Genomic DNA, 18,624 nt, shown 5'->3' with positions numbered 1-18,624 from the left:
CAATTTGGAGAAAATACCATGTGTGGTATAATGGGATATTATTGCTTTGGCCAAAAACGTCCGAGCAAAGAAAGTATAACTGAAATGTTTTCACTTTTAGAAACCCGAGGTCGTGACGCTTCGGGTTTTGCGTTTATTGAGAATGGACAATTAATTGTTCAGAAGGCTGCGGTAAAGTCATCTGAGTTTGTGAAGATGTCAGAATGGCAAAATGTCAATTTGTCAAAATCGATGATATTACACACACGAGCCGCAACTCAAGGAACTAACAAAAACAATCAAAACAATCATCCTCTCTTCACAAAACAAGGTGTTTGTATTGTTCATAACGGGATCATTTATAATGATAAAGAAATCTTCGGAAAAAATCAGAGAGATGGTGAAGTTGATTCGGAAGCTATACTTGCTGTGCTCTCTTCCCGTGGTAAAGGTGATAAAATAAAACGAGTCTTCGATAAACTTGAAGGCAGTTTTGCTTTTGCCGTTATCAGCAAAGATGAACCGGATAAACTGACACTTGTAAAGAAGGATAACCCAATTGATCTTTATTATGATGAGAAGAATGATATTCTTTATTTCTGCTCTGAACGCAGAATAATGCAAGAAGGAATGAGACTTAAGACTCATTCTCATCGAGGATTTAATCTAGGTGAAGAGGGTTTTCACTTCTATGAAATGAAAAACAATCATTCACTTGTTATAGGAACCGAAGGAGTTGAATCCTACCGAAAATATTCACCCAGACAATTCAGGTTTACTTCACATGATCATTATTTTGGAAGAGAGAAGAACACCGATGAACTGATAATCGAATGCCCCTGGTGTTTAGAGCAAACGAGATATCATCTGGGAAAACTTTTTAATCGTTGTGAACAATGTGGACTTGAGATAAGTGAAGAAGAGCTATTTCAGTATTAAATAAAGGACAAACTATGAAATCAATTAAAGAATTTATTTGTCAGACCGTTGTAGTAATCGGCAAGGCTATTATATGGCTAATTATTAATTACTCGGGTGGGGATAAGAATGAAAGAAGATAACTTTTTGGATGAACTGCTAATTGAAGTTGAGGAGAAAGAGCAAAAGCTGCAGTTAGCTCATGTAGATATGGTTCTTCGTGAAATATCGAATCTATCGGGTGAGATAAGCAAAACAATGCTTCAGGCAGAAGAGGAAAAAAGAATCATTGAAGAATGGGCTCTTTCGAAGAGTTCAAAACTAAATGACAGAGTTGAGTGGCTTACCAAAAAACTCGAAGTCTTTATGAATGAGCAAGAGACTTCAGTCAGAACAATCGATCTAGCTCATGGTCAGCTGCTACGCCGTAAACAGATCGAAAAACTAATTGTGGAGGATCTCGATAGTTTTCTTCTCAATCCAAATCTATCTCAGCTAACTTCTATAACCCCCGAAGTAGTAAAACCTGATCTAGGCAAGATCAAAGCATTTTACAAAATGAGCGGGAAAGTACCGCAAGGATGCGCTCTGATTGAATCAGCAGACAAATTTTCAATAAAACTAAAAGGAGGTGTCAATGGAACGTCCAAAAATGGAACTGGAAGTCAACAAACCAACGAGGATTAAACTTCTGTTTAATGACTGCGTTGAAGGTTCTTCCAAGTATGGGAAGTATTATCTGTATGCAATACAAAACGGTGATGGAGCGAGTGAATACTCACTCTTTGCAGCAGACGAATTACACAAACAATTAAAACTGTTTAAGAAAGATGATGAGTTGATGGTTACAAAACTAGCAGTTAGTCGTGGTAGCAAAATAGTTGTATCGTGGGATGTTCAAAAGTTGGAGAAGCCCATGGAAGATAATCCCCCGACACCAAATGAAGATGTTTTCTATACAGCTATGGAAAAATCATTTGATGAGGCTCTCAGACTTCAGAACCGCTTCAACGGAATGGCAAATGTAAACCAGATTGCAATTACTTTATTTATTCAACGCACAAAGGGTATGCATAATCTTTCCGGAGGATAAATGGCTGATAAAAAAGTAAAGTTCAAAACCTTATTCTGGACTTTCAAAGACACATCAATTAAGTATCCGGAATATTCTGAATTACCCAAAAAGAAAATCACCTCCCCACTAGATGTCTATGATTTATTCAGTCCTATAATGAAAGATGAATCGAGGGAAGTTTTTCTTGTAGCTTGGTTGAGCAGTGCTAACAGAGTTCAAGGATTTGAAATCATCTCAAGCGGAACATTAAACTCTGCTGTTGTTGATCCAAGAGCGGTATTTAGAAGCGCAATAGTTGCCAACTGTGCAAATATAATTATTGCACACAATCATCCATCGGGTAATCTGGATCCATCCAATGAAGATATCGCAATAACAAAAAAGTTGGTTGAAGTTGGTAAAGTTATCGAGATCAACATCTTTGACCATTTAATCTTCGCAGATGATAAGTACATGTCATTTGTGGAGAGAAATCTTATTTAAAAGTATCGGAGGCTTAATGTTGGAAGAAATCTTTGACCACACGGTTGATACACTGGAGTACATTTCAAAGAAAACCGGAATCAGTTATAAAAAGGTGAATGTTCTTGGAATGTTTGGATGGCTGGGGTTAACTGCTTATCTGGTGTACAAATCGTTTTGTAAAAACTGAGTACAGATGAGCCACTCATTGAGTGGCTCTTTATCTGGGAGATTTGAAAATGTTCTTTAACTCAAATACCCGTTTACACAAATTATTTTACAGACTCCATTTTGTTATCTCTTTTTTTGAACAACACTCTCATTATTTGGTGAATTTATTTTTATAACACAAGAAATGTCAAATGGGTTATAAATAATCTTATGTACTTGTGCTGGAGAGAAGTCCTCAAAACAGTTCATTTCGATTAGTCCTAATTTCTTATCCATAATTACTAATTTCTCTCTAGTGTTGTTTAATAGTTACATAACATGTACTAAATAATATTCGGTATTCAATTCTGAGCTAAGTCAATTCGTAAAGTAAAACAGCGCAAAGATATATTACTTGCATAAAAGTCTAAAGCTGATTTTAATTAGTCGATTGTATTATGAAATCCAATATCGCCCAAAGTTTAAAAGTAAATACAATTGGCTCTCATCATTAGTTATGTAAATTTTTGCACTTCTTTTTGCAGGAGGGTCAGATGATTCTTGTGGTTTAATAAATTCCGTTAATTTAGGGTAGAATCTTGAAGGATGAGAATCAATAGTAATCTTCATCAATTCTCCTTCTGATGGCCACCAAATTGGTTTTTGGGCAAACTTCTCTTCCGTTTCAAATATTTTAGAAATTGGTTCTGGATATTTTGCAAGTCTATCACTATTGTTCTGATAATCTAATACCATATAAACGGTATAATAAAAATCAGCTCGTGGAGTATCGGGATAAGCAAAACCTTCAATTGTAATTTCAACTGCATCCGTATCAATTGGCAAATTAAGCCAATACTTGTTTTGCCAATCGAGAAAATCAATTGGAGTAACCTTATTTACAATTAAATGCAAATTATCATGATTAAATACATCAATACCAATCTTTCCATCCAATATGATTTGTGATTTGTACTTCCCATGAGGATCGAGTTCATAAAGAAATGTATTATACTTTGAATTTGGATTAGTAACTGTGTACTGGATGGTCTTGGGTTTAGAATCTGGATAAGTAGCCAATGCTGATTTAACGTAAGTATATTTTTCTCGCTCATCTTTTTCGGGTTTTTTTTTATCCTTGAATATTGAATTTATAATAAAGAAGAGGAGTACTCCAATAACTGATGTTATTAGCAATATGATTTTTGAGATATAACCATAACCCAGAAGCCATAAAATTATTGATACTACAACTACAATTATAATAGTCAACGCTACTATGACTGAACCCATTGCGATCCCTAAACAACCTCCTAAGGTTGCAAGGTCATTTGACCAGTATGAACCAGGAAAATTAAAATGATCGACTTCGTTCACGCTTCCTCCCTCAAATATAGCATGGATAAAATATTACTTCCTTTTAGTCCAAAAGAGGATTGAAATAAATACAAGTGTTTGCACTATTATTTGAAATGTAAACAAATCATTATATGTTTTATTAAGTGTGAAAAATAATACAAATAAATAGCCAATTACTAACCCAGTATTATTAAACAACTTTTTGCCAACAAATTGAACTCCTCCTAAAAATATTTGCCAGCCTAGAACCTTGAATGAGAGAGCTAAAAGAAAAAGTGAATAATTCATAAAATAAACTCTACAGTATTAATTACCAGAAATTCTTACTCAAAACTTTTCTATTAATTCAATAGTGATTGATTCGTTCATTTTTTATTCTACTAGCATATCGAATTTACAAAGGATGTAAAATCAACTTCCATTATAATATGCAGTTTTATTATTAAATCCATAAAAGGATTGCAATCGAACAATTACATATTTAATCAAACCCTAATTACTTGTATTTTTTTGCGAAATAATTTGCTATAGATTCAATATTTGTATCTGGAGGAATATTTTTGGGGGAATCATTGTAATTAAATGAATTTATAACAGAACCCAATAAGTTATAATGTATTATTTCAATATAATTATATGTGTGCATTTTGATATTGAGTTCTATAAGCCAACGAGATTCTTGATAATTTGAATACTCTTCTTTTTCAGGGAAGATTTCACTAATAATTTCTTGTCTACTTTTATTAATTGGAAATATTATTTGTTTTATCCAAACTCTAATTAAGCCATCTGAATGTACTAGCATAGAAGATGGATGAAACAAAAAAACAAATCCTTGCAATGTAGTCAGGTTTTCACCTTCTTCATTTTCAATTATATTCCATTTTGGGTTATTCTTAATAATTAAATTCATTTCATACGCATAATTAATTTTTTCACTTACTTCTTCGGTTTTACTTTTATTGAATTCTGTTAAATAATCCCTAGCAATTTCAATAGTCTTTTTGGCTTTTTCTAAATCGCCTATAGTATAAAGATAATCAGCTAATTCATAATAATTATTTAGAAATGGAGGTTTTTTTAAATGTTTGGGAGTATCAAATGCTAGTTCATAAAAGTTAATAACTTTTGCTTTATTCTCTTCAGACTGAGACAGTTTTTTATAATGCTGAGCAAAGAAATAATAGATTTTGCTCTTATTATAAATAGAATCTTTTGGACATATTTCTAGAGCATTCAATAAATACGCGTAGCCATATTTTTCATAAGAATCACAATTCGCGCTTACCGTTTTCCATTTTTTTAATTCTTCTTTTGTTGGATTGTTTATGTCATTGAAAATCTGTGGTACAAACATCGAGTAAAAGTAGAACAATTGGCCTACTTCGAAGTACAAATCAAATAACGGCTTGTTCTTATTTAAAGAATTAAGTGAACTTTCAAACATTTTTGATAGTTTTTTGACTGAATTTGAATCAGTTGTAAGGTAGGAGTGGTGATATTGTCTAATAATTTCTAATAAAAAAGTGAATTCTGATGGATCTAATTTAAAAGCTTGTTCAAAATAACTTAATGCTAATTCCTTGTTATTATTTTTATTCTCTATCCCTTTTTGAGATAATTGGGCAGCCGTTTGGGCATAGTTATTCATGTAGGTTGAGGTGAATAATAATAAAACTAAGTTAAAAAATATCTTTATTCTATTTAGTTTCATTTTAACACCTCATTCTTTAATAGGTTATTATAGTTAAGAAAAGGCACAACTCTCTTGCATGTTCTTATGTATTTGAAAAGTGCCAGTTTTCGATTAAGAACAACACAGCAGCTGCGCTATTAATTTCGTTTTATTGTTTATTTAATTAATTCTCTTAACCTAACTATCATTATATTAAACATATTTTAATAAGAAATTTTTATCAAGTAAACCGATGTTTCAGATAATCGGCAGCCCAGAACTACAATGCTGCACTGAAAAGCCAACGCCAATAATTATTTAAAATTTAGTTTTGTTCACTACACTCAAAAAGCAACTTACTATTATAACCTACTTAATAAACTATAAAATGCCGCAACGTTTAAAGCAGTCGGTTTTGAGTTGCAGGTTATATGCCTTTTACTAAAATTAACAAATCATTGAAAAATTTATCAGATTGATCAATGACCTCATCAATAAAATCCTTATTGATAATCAACTCTAGATTATTCCTTATACTCAAATTGGTATATTTTTTAACAAGCTCAATTACTTTTTTCGAAATATCAGAGTCGTCAAGTAAGCATCCTCGATGAATAACAAAATTCCTAATTATATAATATTCCTTCATACAAGGCCAACTAATTGACTTGTCAAAACAGTAACTCACGTGAGCGACTTTTGATAAATATTTTTTATAAACGTCAAGTGAGCTACCTTTTAGATCTGCCCAACTCAATTCTAATCCATTTTTATTTTTTATATAATCACAAATCAACCGTAAACCAGTTTCAAGATGCGAAACAACAAACAGAAACAAAGAAGAAACAACTAATTGTTGATAATTGCTCTCAGCAACAACTATTTGAGTTTCTTTCCAATTTACTTTGTGCGAAAGCCTTAATTGTTTACTGAATTCAAGAGCAATTTCAGGTTTTTCTTCTTGTAGTTTTTTAAAATCAAAAGGTGTCCTATATCCACTATCAAAAATACTCTTAACGAAATCTGGTTTATATTCTTTTTTGATTTCTTCTAAAGAAATTTTAGTGTCTGCAATATCATTCTCAATTAGAACTTCCGTTCGTTCCACTAACATGCTTATGAAAATAAGCTTGTGATTAATATACTCTTCGATTTGATTGATGTCATTCATATTTTGTTTGGCATATAACGGTGTGGCTTTTCACCCGGCAGCCCCACACAACTACGACGGTTTGAAATGCACAACTTTATTTATAAATCAGTTTTGTATTGCAATCACACTTTATAATGCAACCAACTATGAAAACTAAACCCAATTACTTTTCACTACGACCGATTCGACAGAAGCTGTCGGGTTGAAGCACTTGTTAGGCAGTTTTTATTTTATTGACCAACCAATTCTAATCGCTGCTGTTAAACTAAAGAAATTACGACTACCGTGACTAAATGGTTTATTATATGGAAATTCGCCTTCGATAAAAGATAATGGATAAGAACTTATTGTTCTACTTGAAATATACCGCCAGCCAATCCCAATTGAAAAATCTGAAACAAAACCAGCAATGGAAATATTTTGATAACCATATTTCAAATGTAATGCACATTCATTTCTATAAACAGAGTATTTTTCAATAAAGCTATATATCTCTTCATCAGCAACTAAATATGCCCAATGATGATTTTTAGCATCTAAATAACGATATAGAAAATCTATGCTGAAGTATTGCCCAGTAATTGGCTTCTTCTTTATCAATATATTTTCTTATTTCAGTTTCAAAAGCAAATCCACTTGAATTATCAAGATTAATAGAAAGAATATCTGGTTTTCTATCAATATGCAACGAGTATCCTAATTCTGAATTTATTGATAAATCTTCTGATAAACCTTTTTCAAGTCCAAGTTGAATTGTTGAACTTTCATATTGAATTCCAGTTAACAAATCGAGTGTGCTAAATTTTAAAATATAATCGTGCGAATATTCTTTCTGTTGCGAATAATTAATATTAACACAAAGTAAAAGGAAAAGTAATATTTTTTTTATCATATTTTTTGTAAATGCCTAACGGCATTGTTTTTAAGCCGCCGCCCATAACAGCAATGCAGCTTTGAAAACAAATGCCGATAATTATTTATTAATTCATTTTGTTAACTACATTCAAAGAGCAACTAACTTTTACATCGCAACTTAATAACCACACAAATGCCACTTCGTTTAAAGCGGTCGGCTTGAAGAACGTGTTAGGCATTATACACTAATCATAGATTATAAACTTGTCGTTATCATATGGATTTCCTTCCATCTTTTTTGCAAACTCAATTTTATAGCCAACTTCTTTAAGTGAATTAGCAATTTCTTCATCTTTCGTATAATATCCATTCAAAAAATCATAATAAATACCACAATTACAACTTGGTTTAAAATATTCTTGATCGGCTACGATTACGCCGCCGGATTGAAATGACTTTTTACAAACAGGGCATTCAAATTGCGATTTATTCAAAGGAGTTTTCAATAATAATGTAGGATTTGCATTAACTTTCATTAGCACATTATTTCCGATGTATTCATTTATTATTGTGTAAATAGACGGGTTGTTTACCTTAGCGTGTTCTAATGCTTTAACAGTCATTGGAGAATTAGCATATATTAAAGCACCCGCAGATAATAATAAATTCATTATCTCAATTTTGCCTAAAAATATCGTTGCTATTAATGCAGTTGTTCCGTCAGGATATTCATAATTTATATCAACACCATTTGCTAATAAATACTTGACTATTTCTATTTTACCCCCTAATGAAGCATACATCAGAGGTGTAGTTTCTTTTCCATTAGAATCTAATTTATATTTCTTATTAATATCGAGTCCACTTTCCACTAAAAACTTAAAAATATCAAAACGACCAAATCCTATAGAAAGTAAAATTACATCTTGACCTTTTCCATCTTTAGTATTTATATCAGCTCCATTATTAATAGCTTCATTTACTTTTCCAATATCATCAAATATTATTCCCTCAACTAACATATTATCATAGTTTATTTGTGAATCAATGCTTGCTTGTTCATTTTCTCCTTTAATGCAACGAACCCTATAACCTCCAAATCTTGTTGCATCAATGGTAATACTAAATTTTTTTGAGATTTCTTCTCCGAATCGGTAAGTATCGTGTTGATTAGTTTTAGGTGAATACCCCCATATTGCAATACCGTCGTATTTTTGAAATTCGCCTTTAGAATTACGATTGTGAGCTTGCTCTATTGTGAAGTTAAATTTATCTGAAAAAAAGTGAAGAGGATTTGTTTCTTTATTTAATTCTTTGAGTAATATATCAATCTCAGCATTTGTTGGTATATGCCATCCTACTGGCGCAACATTTCTTTTATCTTGCAAAGCCCAAATATTATATAAAATATCATTCGATGAATTATTATCGAAATAGCAAAACCCAGGTTTTGCAAATAATACTGCATTAATCCATTCATCCTTATTCTTTAATTCTGTTATTTCTTCTCCATTTCTAAAATGAGTAACATTTAGAGTTTTTGTCATCCATATTTGTTCGCCAATTATAACACTATCAATATTTTGTTCCATTTTTTCTCCATTTTATTATATGCCTAACGGCGTTGCGCTTAGCCCGCCGCCCAATACAACAATGACGGTTTGAAATGCACAACTTTATTTATATAATCAGTTTTTATTGCAATCACACTTTATAGAGCAACTTACTTTGAAAAGCTGAACCCAATAACTTTTCACTACGACCGCATCGAAGAGGCGGTCGCTGTTGAGGCGCTTGTTATAAAGCGTTTTACTTTTTCTCGCTTGAATTATTGGTTGAACTTGTTGTCGTAGTCGTCGTTGTTGTGGTAGTTGTAGTAGTCGAAGACGTTGGTTTGGCAACAGGTTGCAAGTTATTTATTGGCAATCCTTTTTCAAGTGTAGTATTTACTATCTTTTGTAAATTATTTACGGGGACACCATCAGAAAGATTTGTCGTTTTGGATTTGTTTTCGTCACTCATTTTTATTGCTCCTTTTGAAATATTAGAAATTGAAAATGTGGCTAATGATAATATTGCTAAAATGAACGCAATCACAGAAATAAGGGTCAACCATTTTAAGAACTTTGAAATAAATATTACTTTTTTGTTGTCAACATTTTCACTTCTATAATAGATTGCTTCTAATGATTCAAACTGTTTATTAATTCCGCTTTGGCTTACAAGAAAGGAAATGATTGTTGCGATTATTGCAACGATAAAAAATATCCAAGTGAAATAAAGTGTTATCAACCATTGTGCTTTTGATAAATCAATTAGATTTGAGATAAATGAAACAGTAACACCTAAACCAGCACTTGATAGTGAGAGTATAGCTTTGTCAAAATTTACAGAGTTGATACGTTGACCCTCAATCAATTCGTCACGCATTCTTTCATAAACTTTTTGATTATTATTTTTTTCTTCTTCCATTTATCCCAGCTTTATAACGGCGTTGCCGCTAACCGGCAGCCCAGAACAGCAATGCCAATTAACTGCAACAACTTTTATTTATAAAAATATTTCTTAGAACAAACTACATTAAAGAGCAACTTTATTTTGTAAACGAAAACTTTTAATTACACAAATGCCACTCTGAAAAACGCTGTCCGTGTTGAGCGGCGGGTTATACAAAAACTATTTTACATTCATGTCAAAATATGTTCTGTTAATTCCATGTTCTTTGATATAATTAATGCCATCAGGAAATATCAAAATATTGGTCGGATAGCTGATAATATTAAATTCCTTTATAATTTCGTTGGTTATAAATGTATTCGGCCAGCTAATATTTTTTTCTTGAATTAGTCTTTTGGCTTTGGTTAAATCATTTACTTTGAGTGCGCCTAAAAAAACCACTTTACCGTTATTCTTTTCGTAAGCTTGTTTTAATTCTTCAATTTCATTTATGCAAGGTTGGCACCATTCTCCCCATATATTTAAGAAAAGGTATTGACCTTTAAAAGTAGATAAACTTATTTCTTCACCGCTAAGTGAAACCAATTTATTATTCCAAAAATCCTCACGTAGAGTTTCTTTTATTTGACCTTTCGAAGATTCTTCTTGTATCCATTTTAGATAATGAAAAGTTGGCTTGTTCTTAGTTTCTTCTATAATAAAATACTGACCATATTTATCAACTTCGGTTAGCTTATAATTCTTATTGTCTATTGTAAATACATCATCAATAGAAAAAACGTTTGACGGATTATCGAGATTCAATTTTCCAGTTTTGTTAAAATCCATTAGAATTAGATCACGCTTGTCATTAAATCTACCATTATTTGAATAGTCGAATAATCCGACAGAATAAGTTGATGATCCTAGATTAAGTTCTCCTCTTCTTAAGGTAATCCGATAATCAAAGTAGAATGATCTTTTTTTACCTTCAAAATTGAAATCATCGCTATATATTTTTGCGAACTTAAGAAAACTTGAAGATAAATTGCCTTCTGGATCTATAAAAGAAGCTTTCAGTGAGTCGGTCAAATCAGGTTTTCGATATAATGCCAGTTTGAGTTTCTGATTAATATCTTTTGGAGAAATGATATCAATGGTAATTGAATCCTTATTTAGAGGAAATAAAATTGGATCACCGTCATTTGACAGATCATTATCGTTATTCTTGTCTACATATAATAAATCCTCGTTTTTTAGCTGAAATAAAAGGATTGAAATTTTCTCATCATTTTCAGAGTCCCAACTATAGAAGAGATCGAGATACTTCTTTGAAAATAGTGTCTCGTTACTTGCGAATTTGGGAAGGACTAATTGTTCCTTTGCTTGACTAGAAAGCGTAACTAAATGAATACTCTCATCATCCAGTTTTGTCAAAGTATTCAAATATATTTTTACTGGTTGACAGACAATGTTTGATACTACCGCAAGAGAAATAATAAAACACTTCTTGAACATAATACCACCTTAGCTATTTGAGGAATGGTAAAATGTATTATTCATAGAACCTCACTTTTTGTATAACGGCGTTGTTTTTAAGCCGCCGCCCATAACAGCAATGCAGCTTTGAAAACAAATGCCGATAATTATTTATTAATTCATTTTGTTAACTACATTCAAAGAGCAACTAACTTTTACATCGCAACTTAATAACCACACAAATGCCACTTCGTTTAAAGCGGTCGGCCTTGAAGAACTGGTTAGCTGCTATTTTTCTCTATAAGTTTTTGAATTCTTATCTACTAACCATAATTTTAAAATATAGTCCAACTCTTCTTCGCTGATGAGGGACAATCCAGATTCACTTTGAGCCAGTAGTAATTTATCAAGAATTTTTGACCGCGCTACAAGAGTAAACGGGCCTAAACCAATTTGTCCATTCCGCCTATGCTTACAACGATTTCTTGGAATATCACGTATTGATACTAACCAATTTCGAAAATTCAGCAATGGAATTAATTCTGAATAACCAGCATCAATAAGATTCATTACTGCTTTATCTTTGCGAACAACCGTGCAAGTCCAACAACCAAAACGACCACCAATATTATTTTCATTTACACTTTTAACCAAAGTGTAATATTTCTGAAGTTTTTTCCCATCAATACTTTTAGGTAGTGAATCGTTAAGAATTGTTTCCCAAACATTATCTTCATTATAATTGAGAATCGGCGAAAATATTTTTGCTTGACTAAAGTTATTTTGACGAAAATAATACACGTCTTCAAGATAATGCTTGAGAATAATTTTATCTCTCTCAAAGCTTTCCCCTTTTCTGACACCCAACAAAACTATATTTTCTTTTGAATGAGTTTGAAGAAATGTTTGAATTGGAATTACTCGAAGTTTATCCGTGCACCATCTGAATATATTTGTTGGCGGAGGATAACCGCGACCAATAACCTTCACAAAATATCTATCATTTAATTTTGGGACTAGCTTAACACAATTAAATGGGAGTTCTAATTCTTTTGATTCTCTTTTGATTTTTTTAAGAGTTTTATCAACCAATGCAGACATTATCGGGATTTCAACACCAGTATCACAATAAACTACATTAATTGTTTTTGGTTTTTTCTTTGTATTGAGTATTGCTTGAAAAGTCAATTTTAACAAAGCAGATGAGTCTTTACCTCCACTATATCCAAGAGACCACGGCAATGTGCTTTTTTTATATTCTCTTTCAATTAATTCAATTGTTTCGAAATCTAAATTGGTAGGCATTTTATCCTAGCTAAATAGTTTTTGGCATTAGTTCTAAAACCGCATCAATTTTTGCTCTAAGTTCAGTTTGGTAATGTATCTCTATAAATTCTATTTGGTCGTTGGATAGTTTGTAATGCTTAATTATGGTTAAAAAGTGAAAACATACAGCCAATAAAGCAATGCCAGAATACAATACGCCAATAAGCCAAATTGAATCATTATTAAATATCCATAAACCAGTAATTAAAAACGTGACAGAACTAAATACTGATAGGATAAAACAATCTGCGGTAGAAGTCCAAAGCAAACCATTGAAATAAACAAGCTTACTTTTAGCTGAAAGTGACGGATCATTGTCGATGAAATGATAAAAAATCTGTTTTAATTTTCCTTTTTTGAGGTAATTGTATTCGTTTTGATCAAGTTGTTTGTTATAAATTTTGAGCAAAGAAGTAACAATATTTAAGTCGATCTTTCTATGAGAAACAGTAGTTACAGTAAACCTAATGTCATTCATATGATAGATTGCACCAATTACTAAAGCAAGTATTGTTAAAAAACTATATGACAACAAACCTTCTCCAATTTTATAACTCACTTTAAGAAAGTTTAACATCGGTAAAAATTCAAAGAGAAGTATTAATCCAGGGATTAACAATCTCATAAATTTTAGTGTTTTCATTTCCATAATTTATCCCAATAATTTATGCAGCTAACGCCGTTGCAACTAAGCCGCCGCCCAGAGCAGACGGCTAAGTTAGAACGACTAATTAAATAATTATAAAAATATTTCCATAGCAGTAGAAACTTGAATAAGAAACTAAAAACGGAACGACTAACAAGAGAAACTACAAATGCCGAATGCGAAAAAAGCGGTCGGCTTGAGTTGCTTGTTATACCACATTTACCATTAGATAAACTTTCTATTTAGAATTTGATTCTTTAATAATTGATAGTAATTCTTTTATTTTGGATTCAACTTTCAGTTCACTAAAAAGTTTTTCTGATATTTCAATTGAGTATTGAAATGCTGATTTGATATCAATTGCATTTAATTTTGAAGTTGTTCTTTTATATTCAGCATACCAATAATCATTAATATCTTTTTCTAAATTCTTTGTCGGAGTTTCCCAATGATTGGTCTTTGAAGTATGAATACGAATTAACCAAAGTAAATATTTTTGAACACTATTTAAACTTTGATAAGCGTGTGCAAACTCTTGCCTTTTTATTAAGTTACTTGTTGTTAATAAAACATTGATTAGTGATTTACTCAGCCAAGAAATATTTTCAGAGGTAATTCTTTCTGGATTTTTGTATTTGATTTCTTTTAAGGTTTTGGATAAATGTCCTTCTTTGTCAACTAAAATCATTTTATCAAATTCGCTGAATGATGCTAAACCATCCCAAGATTTAATTATATCAATTTTATCTGTTGCTAAAAAATGAAATTCTCCTCTAATCATATTTTCAAAAATGGTTACTTCACTACCATATTCATTTATGAAATACAGTGATATTGGATGAATATTACTTATCCAACTTTCTGATGAAAAATTTTCTTTATTCTTTAGGAAAATATAAAATTCAATGTCGGAATATTGGTCCCCTTCATCTTTTGTAAATGAACCATACATAAAAACAGAAGATACATTTGCATCATTTTCCGCTATATGTTTTGTTTTCTGTATCATCTCTAATTGTATCATAATTTCTGTAACTTAATGTGGTATAACTATTAATTAACCCGCCGGGGTTATTCCTTGCTTTGGAATTATATCCGACCGGTATTGTTTATCTTATTTACAAATTTCCAATCTTTTTGCTCAATATCATGCCTATATTAAATTCACTAGTCAGTGAAGTGCTTTCGTGTGAAGTTTCCTGTAATAGCCCCAAATTGAACCAGCCCATTATTTAGTTTCAACTTAAGTTTAATTGTGTTAAAGTACAAGAATAAAATGGATGTTGTGATCTTTTGCTTATAGGGTCTGTAAAATTTCCCAAAAATAATTTTGAGTTTTCGATTCTGGGGCAGATTTAATAATACCTTGTAGCTTTTTTGGCTTTCCCTGTATTGGAGAGGTCGCAAGCTGGCTCAGATTTGCAGTTGGGGCTATGGAACCAAAACCCTAAGGAGATTTTTTGGCTTTTTTTTGGCTTTTCTCGCTGAAAATATTGCTTCTGTTTCGCGCAAAATTGAGATTGGAGGGGAATCCAATCTCTAATCTGCAATCGATCCTATTTAGGCCACTTCCACTGTGAATATGGAAGTATCTTTACTTTCTTCTGCGGTTTGAGCTTTAACTGTGGGATGGCATTTTTCGTCTTTAATATTTGCTTATACGGTATCCCAAGGATTATAAATGCTGCTATTGCTGCTCCATTTCCAATATACATTCCGTTGCCGATCTTTCTTGAATATACTTCAACCTTGTGTTTAAGGGAATAACTGTCCATCCGTGGATTGTATGTTTTCGTTCTGACCGTATTTGCATTAATCCAATCGATAGTAGCTTGAACTTCATCGGGGACTAATGGGTTTTTAGAGTAATCGGCTTTAGGTTCGAAACCTGCATTTGTAAGAGCCGGTTCTACTATACGGACTAATTTAATTGCCTCAACGACATTGTCGGTTAAGGCTGCTTGTTTTACTGATGATTCCATTGTGTTTACCTCATTTTACGTTTAATATACCCCCAACGCCGGAGGCGTAGGGGGTTAATACTCTTTTAGATACTTTTAGTATCTTTTAGTGACTTTTTGTGTCTCCAACTCATTGCAAATAAAGGGTTTACGAAAAGGGGCAGACCCCAAAAGATTACTTTTAGACCCCAAAAGATTACTTTTCATGCCTTTTTAGACCCCAAAAGATTACTTTCAATTTTTTCGCTTAGTTTTTTCACGTCCTTATCCAGATATATCCTAATTACAGTTTTCTTAATCTCCATTGAGGAAAGCTTTTCTAGCTCTGGAATACTTGGTTCAATTTTGTTAATAAAGTCTAATTCCTTTAATGCTTTGATCAGCCCCCACTTCTGCTTATTTATGTTTTTGGAATTTTTTCTTATTGTTTTGATCAAAACACCACCTGAAAAGGCAATTACTTTTTCCTCTTCTGTATTCAGTTTCGCATTACCATTTTCACATATCAAAAAATTGGTCAACAAATAAGCGGCAGTTGAATAGTCTTTCGCGGCCCTAATTGCCACCATTGGGTACTTTATATACCCTGTTTCAAATTTTCCTTCTAATGGATTATTAAAAAGATCAAAAACACATCCAATGTATTTTTTGTTTACGCTTATTATATATGAATCATGCTCATTTTGGATATTGTAGATAAAAGTACCCCACGATTTTAGCTTGAGCCCATTTCTTTTCTTAAATTCAAAAACCTGATAGTCGAGCCATCTGAGTGAAAATATTACATTATAAATATCCGAGTAGAGATATTTATCTTCACTTGAATACCCTAGGGTTTCGATTAAATCCTTTTTAAAAATTATAACGTCTTCGGTTTTCTTTTGTTTAAATACCTCCGAAAGTATATAGAGAACAACTTTATTCGCTAGTTTACCCGTATTCACTTTCTTTAGAGCATCATTAATAGCTTCAGACTGATTCAGATTTTCATCTGAACCAGCTTTGCTGTCTATAAATACTTTGTAGGAAAATGCATATAGATGAGTGCCAAAGTCTCTGATAATATGAGTCTCAGTTTTATACTCTTTTGCTTCGCTTAAGACCTTTCGGGTTTCGTCATAACTTAATTCGGGTTGGTTGATTTTTAATTTAGCATCCTTAATCAACTGATCCTTGAATGGCAATAAATCAAAATTAGAAAAAACTCCTTTCTCACAAAATTTTGAAATAAATTCTTGGTAAACCATTCTATCGACGTATGTAATTTGACTATTTATCATAAATCCTCCCCTTCAGTATCAAATGAATTCGGATAGGATGGAAGATTTAATGTAGCCTCTTTAATGATACCTTTCTCTCTAATGAAATTAAGATCAATACTGCCTTTAAAGTCGGATAGTTTGTTCTTAGCAAACTCTAATTCAACAATAATCGACTTTTCATTTTTATCCGCATTCTTGAATGAGAGAAGCCAAACTACATTTGCGTTATAGGAGTATTTACCGGTTTCATTTAAATCGTGAAGTGTCGGTTTTTTATCTTTGCTATCATCTTTAGACTTCTTACGAAGCTCTCCTGTAGCTATTAAAGGTAATTTGTTTTTATCAACAATCTCTTTAATGGTTTGTGCTCGTTTAATGTTCTCTACTCTTATTCCCTCAGAGCTCTCAACCTGCAAATTATAAACGCCATCAATAAACACAACCTTTTGAGGATGCTTATTATTTGAGATGATTGATTCTACTTCTTCAATTTTTGTTACATCTCCAAGATCGTAAAACTGAATTCTATCCTTTTGAGCTAGCTCTATTAATTCGGATCTTCCCTGTTCAACAGTTGCAGCAAGGCTTTTATCATCTATTTTCCTTCGGAGAGAGTTTATCGAGCAGTGGGTTTTAATACTTAAGAGGCGATTTATTGTCGAACGTTTACTGTCATCGAGTGAAAAGTAGATTACTTGTATATCAGGATTTGTATCTAGGAGATCTAAACAAAGATTTGTTATAAAGGCTGTTTTTCCTACGTTTGCCTCTGCTGCAACAATGTAAAACCCGGGCTGGATTCCATCTGTATACTCTGCAATCTTTTTGAAAGTAGATAAGGGATGACCAATTAGTGTTCCCGGTAATCTTTTTCTATCTTCATCAAACCACTCCATCATTTGCGCAGATAGTGGTTTTGCATTGATGTCTATAATATTAATTGTCGGATAAACAAAGCCGTGTCTTATGGCTATTTCAAACAAGCTTGCAATTGTTACTTCACCGCGGCTTGATTCAACTAACTCATCAAATTTTTCGTCTACCTCTTCTGGGGTATCATTATAATTAGGATTCTGAGAGAGTCTGTGGAAGTACTGTCTTCCTTCTCCCAGGCTGGTTAATGCAAAACCACATGTTACCCAGTCATTATAATTCTTAATTTTAGTACTTAAAAACTCAACTGCTTTGGGAACGTAGGTTGTATCAACTTCACTTGAGTTACTAGTCTGCTTTATAACTGGTTTAATATTCTCAACAACACTTAATAAAGCTGGAGTTTCATTCACATATATTTTTGGATCATAACTGATGTAGCAAGCTCTAGAACAGTCTGAAGTCATGTCTGGCTCTTGCCCTAAGTCAATATTAAACTTGGATGCGTAGAACTTGTAGACGGATGAATATAGTTGAGGATCGGTAATTGGTTTGTCAAACTTATAGATGATTTTAATTCCATCTCCGCTTGGGGAGCGGAATGCTGCAAAAACACTTTTGTCGGCAACGATCTGTTCCCATTTTGATTTCCATTCAGCAATATGATCCAAATCAAATATTGCAAACTGAGTTTTAATGAGAGCTTTTTTTTGTCTTTCGTTGTTTTTGAATTCGCCAATTGTAAAAAATGGAAGGTTTTTTCGTTTGAAGTCTTGCCGTTTATTTTTGTCTTGAATTGATCTGACTTCTTCAATTTTTGTGCGGAAAATGTTACCAGTTGCAATCTCTTTAATTACTTCGAAAAGATTGTTCTTGTTGAATGGTTTGTATTTTATAGTTATACCAGTTAAGACCGGTATACTCTTAAAAAGCTCCTCTTGTTGTGTTGTAAAATTCATGATTTAGTTGCTCATTTGAAATAGTAAATGGAAGATCCTCTACTCTTTTCGAGTGA

The 18,624-nt window shown here is 32.2% G+C and carries 20 protein-coding genes; 5 read left to right on the top strand and 15 right to left on the bottom strand.

Annotated elements, in window-relative coordinates; genetic code table 11:
- Positions 1 to 18 precede the first annotated feature (18 nt).
- The 5 genes from KF816_17225 to KF816_17205 all read left to right on the top strand — a co-directional run bounded on the left by KF816_17225 (position 19) and on the right by KF816_17205 (position 2,624).
- Positions 19 to 918, top strand: a complete 900-nt coding sequence (locus KF816_17225) for a class II glutamine amidotransferase (protein ID MBX3009770.1) — start codon at positions 19 to 21, stop codon at positions 916 to 918.
- A gap of 108 nt (positions 919 to 1,026) precedes the next feature.
- Positions 1,027 to 1,584: a host-nuclease inhibitor Gam family protein gene (locus KF816_17220; GenBank protein MBX3009769.1), complete on the top strand. Its 558-nt coding sequence runs from the start codon at positions 1,027 to 1,029 to the stop codon at positions 1,582 to 1,584.
- Positions 1,535 to 1,990 carry a hypothetical protein gene (locus KF816_17215; protein ID MBX3009768.1) on the top strand — a complete coding sequence of 152 codons (456 nt, stop codon included), beginning with the start codon at positions 1,535 to 1,537 and terminating at the stop codon, positions 1,988 to 1,990. The genes KF816_17220 and KF816_17215 overlap by 50 nt, the downstream gene beginning before the upstream one ends.
- Positions 1,991 to 2,455 carry a hypothetical protein gene (locus KF816_17210; GenBank protein MBX3009767.1) on the top strand — a complete coding sequence of 155 codons (465 nt, stop codon included), beginning with the start codon at positions 1,991 to 1,993 and terminating at the stop codon, positions 2,453 to 2,455.
- 16 nt (positions 2,456 to 2,471) lie between these two features.
- Positions 2,472 to 2,624 (top strand): hypothetical protein, encoded by a 153-nt coding sequence (locus tag KF816_17205; GenBank protein ID MBX3009766.1) that lies wholly within the window; start codon positions 2,472 to 2,474, stop codon positions 2,622 to 2,624.
- Positions 2,625 to 3,040: 416 nt separating this feature from the next.
- Here KF816_17205 and KF816_17200 read toward each other — a convergent pair whose 3' ends face one another.
- The 15 genes from KF816_17200 to KF816_17130 form a co-directional block, all read right to left on the bottom strand.
- Entirely contained in the window at positions 3,041 to 3,961 is a 921-nt protein-coding gene (locus KF816_17200; GenBank protein MBX3009765.1) for a hypothetical protein, read from the bottom strand.
- A 33-nt stretch (positions 3,962 to 3,994) separates the two neighbouring features.
- Positions 3,995 to 4,231 carry a hypothetical protein gene (locus tag KF816_17195; GenBank protein ID MBX3009764.1) on the bottom strand — a complete coding sequence of 79 codons (237 nt, stop codon included), beginning with the start codon at positions 4,229 to 4,231 and terminating at the stop codon, positions 3,995 to 3,997.
- 208 nt (positions 4,232 to 4,439) lie between these two features.
- A complete protein-coding gene (locus KF816_17190; protein ID MBX3009763.1) occupies positions 4,440 to 5,657 on the bottom strand; it encodes a hypothetical protein in 1,218 nt (405 codons plus the stop codon).
- Positions 5,658 to 6,045: 388 nt separating this feature from the next.
- Positions 6,046 to 6,789, bottom strand: coding sequence for a hypothetical protein (locus KF816_17185; GenBank protein MBX3009762.1), 744 nt, complete (start codon positions 6,787 to 6,789; stop codon positions 6,046 to 6,048).
- Between the two features lie 207 nt (positions 6,790 to 6,996).
- Positions 6,997 to 7,371 carry a hypothetical protein gene (locus KF816_17180; GenBank protein MBX3009761.1) on the bottom strand — a complete coding sequence of 125 codons (375 nt, stop codon included), beginning with the start codon at positions 7,369 to 7,371 and terminating at the stop codon, positions 6,997 to 6,999.
- On the bottom strand, positions 7,301 to 7,663 hold the full coding sequence (locus KF816_17175; protein MBX3009760.1) for a hypothetical protein: 363 nt from the start codon (positions 7,661 to 7,663) through the stop codon (positions 7,301 to 7,303). Before KF816_17175 ends, KF816_17180 begins: the two co-directional genes overlap by 71 nt.
- 208 nt (positions 7,664 to 7,871) lie before the next feature.
- On the bottom strand, positions 7,872 to 9,218 hold the full coding sequence (locus KF816_17170; GenBank protein MBX3009759.1) for an ankyrin repeat domain-containing protein: 1,347 nt from the start codon (positions 9,216 to 9,218) through the stop codon (positions 7,872 to 7,874).
- Between the two features lie 217 nt (positions 9,219 to 9,435).
- Positions 9,436 to 10,098, bottom strand: coding sequence for a hypothetical protein (locus KF816_17165; GenBank protein MBX3009758.1), 663 nt, complete (start codon positions 10,096 to 10,098; stop codon positions 9,436 to 9,438).
- A 204-nt stretch (positions 10,099 to 10,302) separates the two neighbouring features.
- Positions 10,303 to 11,580, bottom strand: coding sequence for a TlpA family protein disulfide reductase (locus KF816_17160; GenBank protein ID MBX3009757.1), 1,278 nt, complete (start codon positions 11,578 to 11,580; stop codon positions 10,303 to 10,305).
- A gap of 249 nt (positions 11,581 to 11,829) precedes the next feature.
- A complete protein-coding gene (locus KF816_17155) occupies positions 11,830 to 12,846 on the bottom strand; it encodes a phosphoadenosine phosphosulfate reductase family protein (protein MBX3009756.1) in 1,017 nt (338 codons plus the stop codon).
- 10 nt (positions 12,847 to 12,856) lie between these two features.
- Positions 12,857 to 13,516 (bottom strand): hypothetical protein, encoded by a 660-nt coding sequence (locus tag KF816_17150; GenBank protein ID MBX3009755.1) that lies wholly within the window; start codon positions 13,514 to 13,516, stop codon positions 12,857 to 12,859.
- 235 nt (positions 13,517 to 13,751) lie between these two features.
- Positions 13,752 to 14,522: a hypothetical protein gene (locus tag KF816_17145; protein ID MBX3009754.1), complete on the bottom strand. Its 771-nt coding sequence runs from the start codon at positions 14,520 to 14,522 to the stop codon at positions 13,752 to 13,754.
- Between the two features lie 547 nt (positions 14,523 to 15,069).
- Positions 15,070 to 15,495 (bottom strand): hypothetical protein, encoded by a 426-nt coding sequence (locus KF816_17140; protein MBX3009753.1) that lies wholly within the window; start codon positions 15,493 to 15,495, stop codon positions 15,070 to 15,072.
- Positions 15,496 to 15,677: 182 nt separating this feature from the next.
- On the bottom strand, positions 15,678 to 16,754 hold the full coding sequence (locus KF816_17135; GenBank protein ID MBX3009752.1) for a hypothetical protein: 1,077 nt from the start codon (positions 16,752 to 16,754) through the stop codon (positions 15,678 to 15,680).
- The gene (locus tag KF816_17130; protein MBX3009751.1) at positions 16,751 to 18,568 is read right to left on the bottom strand and encodes a PriCT-2 domain-containing protein; all 1,818 of its coding nucleotides are present in this window, start codon (positions 18,566 to 18,568) and stop codon (positions 16,751 to 16,753) included. Before KF816_17130 ends, KF816_17135 begins: the two co-directional genes overlap by 4 nt.
- Positions 18,569 to 18,624: the final 56 nt, after the last annotated feature.

Source organism: Melioribacteraceae bacterium (assembly GCA_019638015.1).
In the GTDB taxonomy this organism is placed as follows: domain Bacteria; phylum Bacteroidota; class Ignavibacteria; order Ignavibacteriales; family Melioribacteraceae; genus JAHBUP01.
Note: the sequence above shows the minus strand (reverse complement) of the source record. Positions and strands in the feature narration are given on the sequence as shown.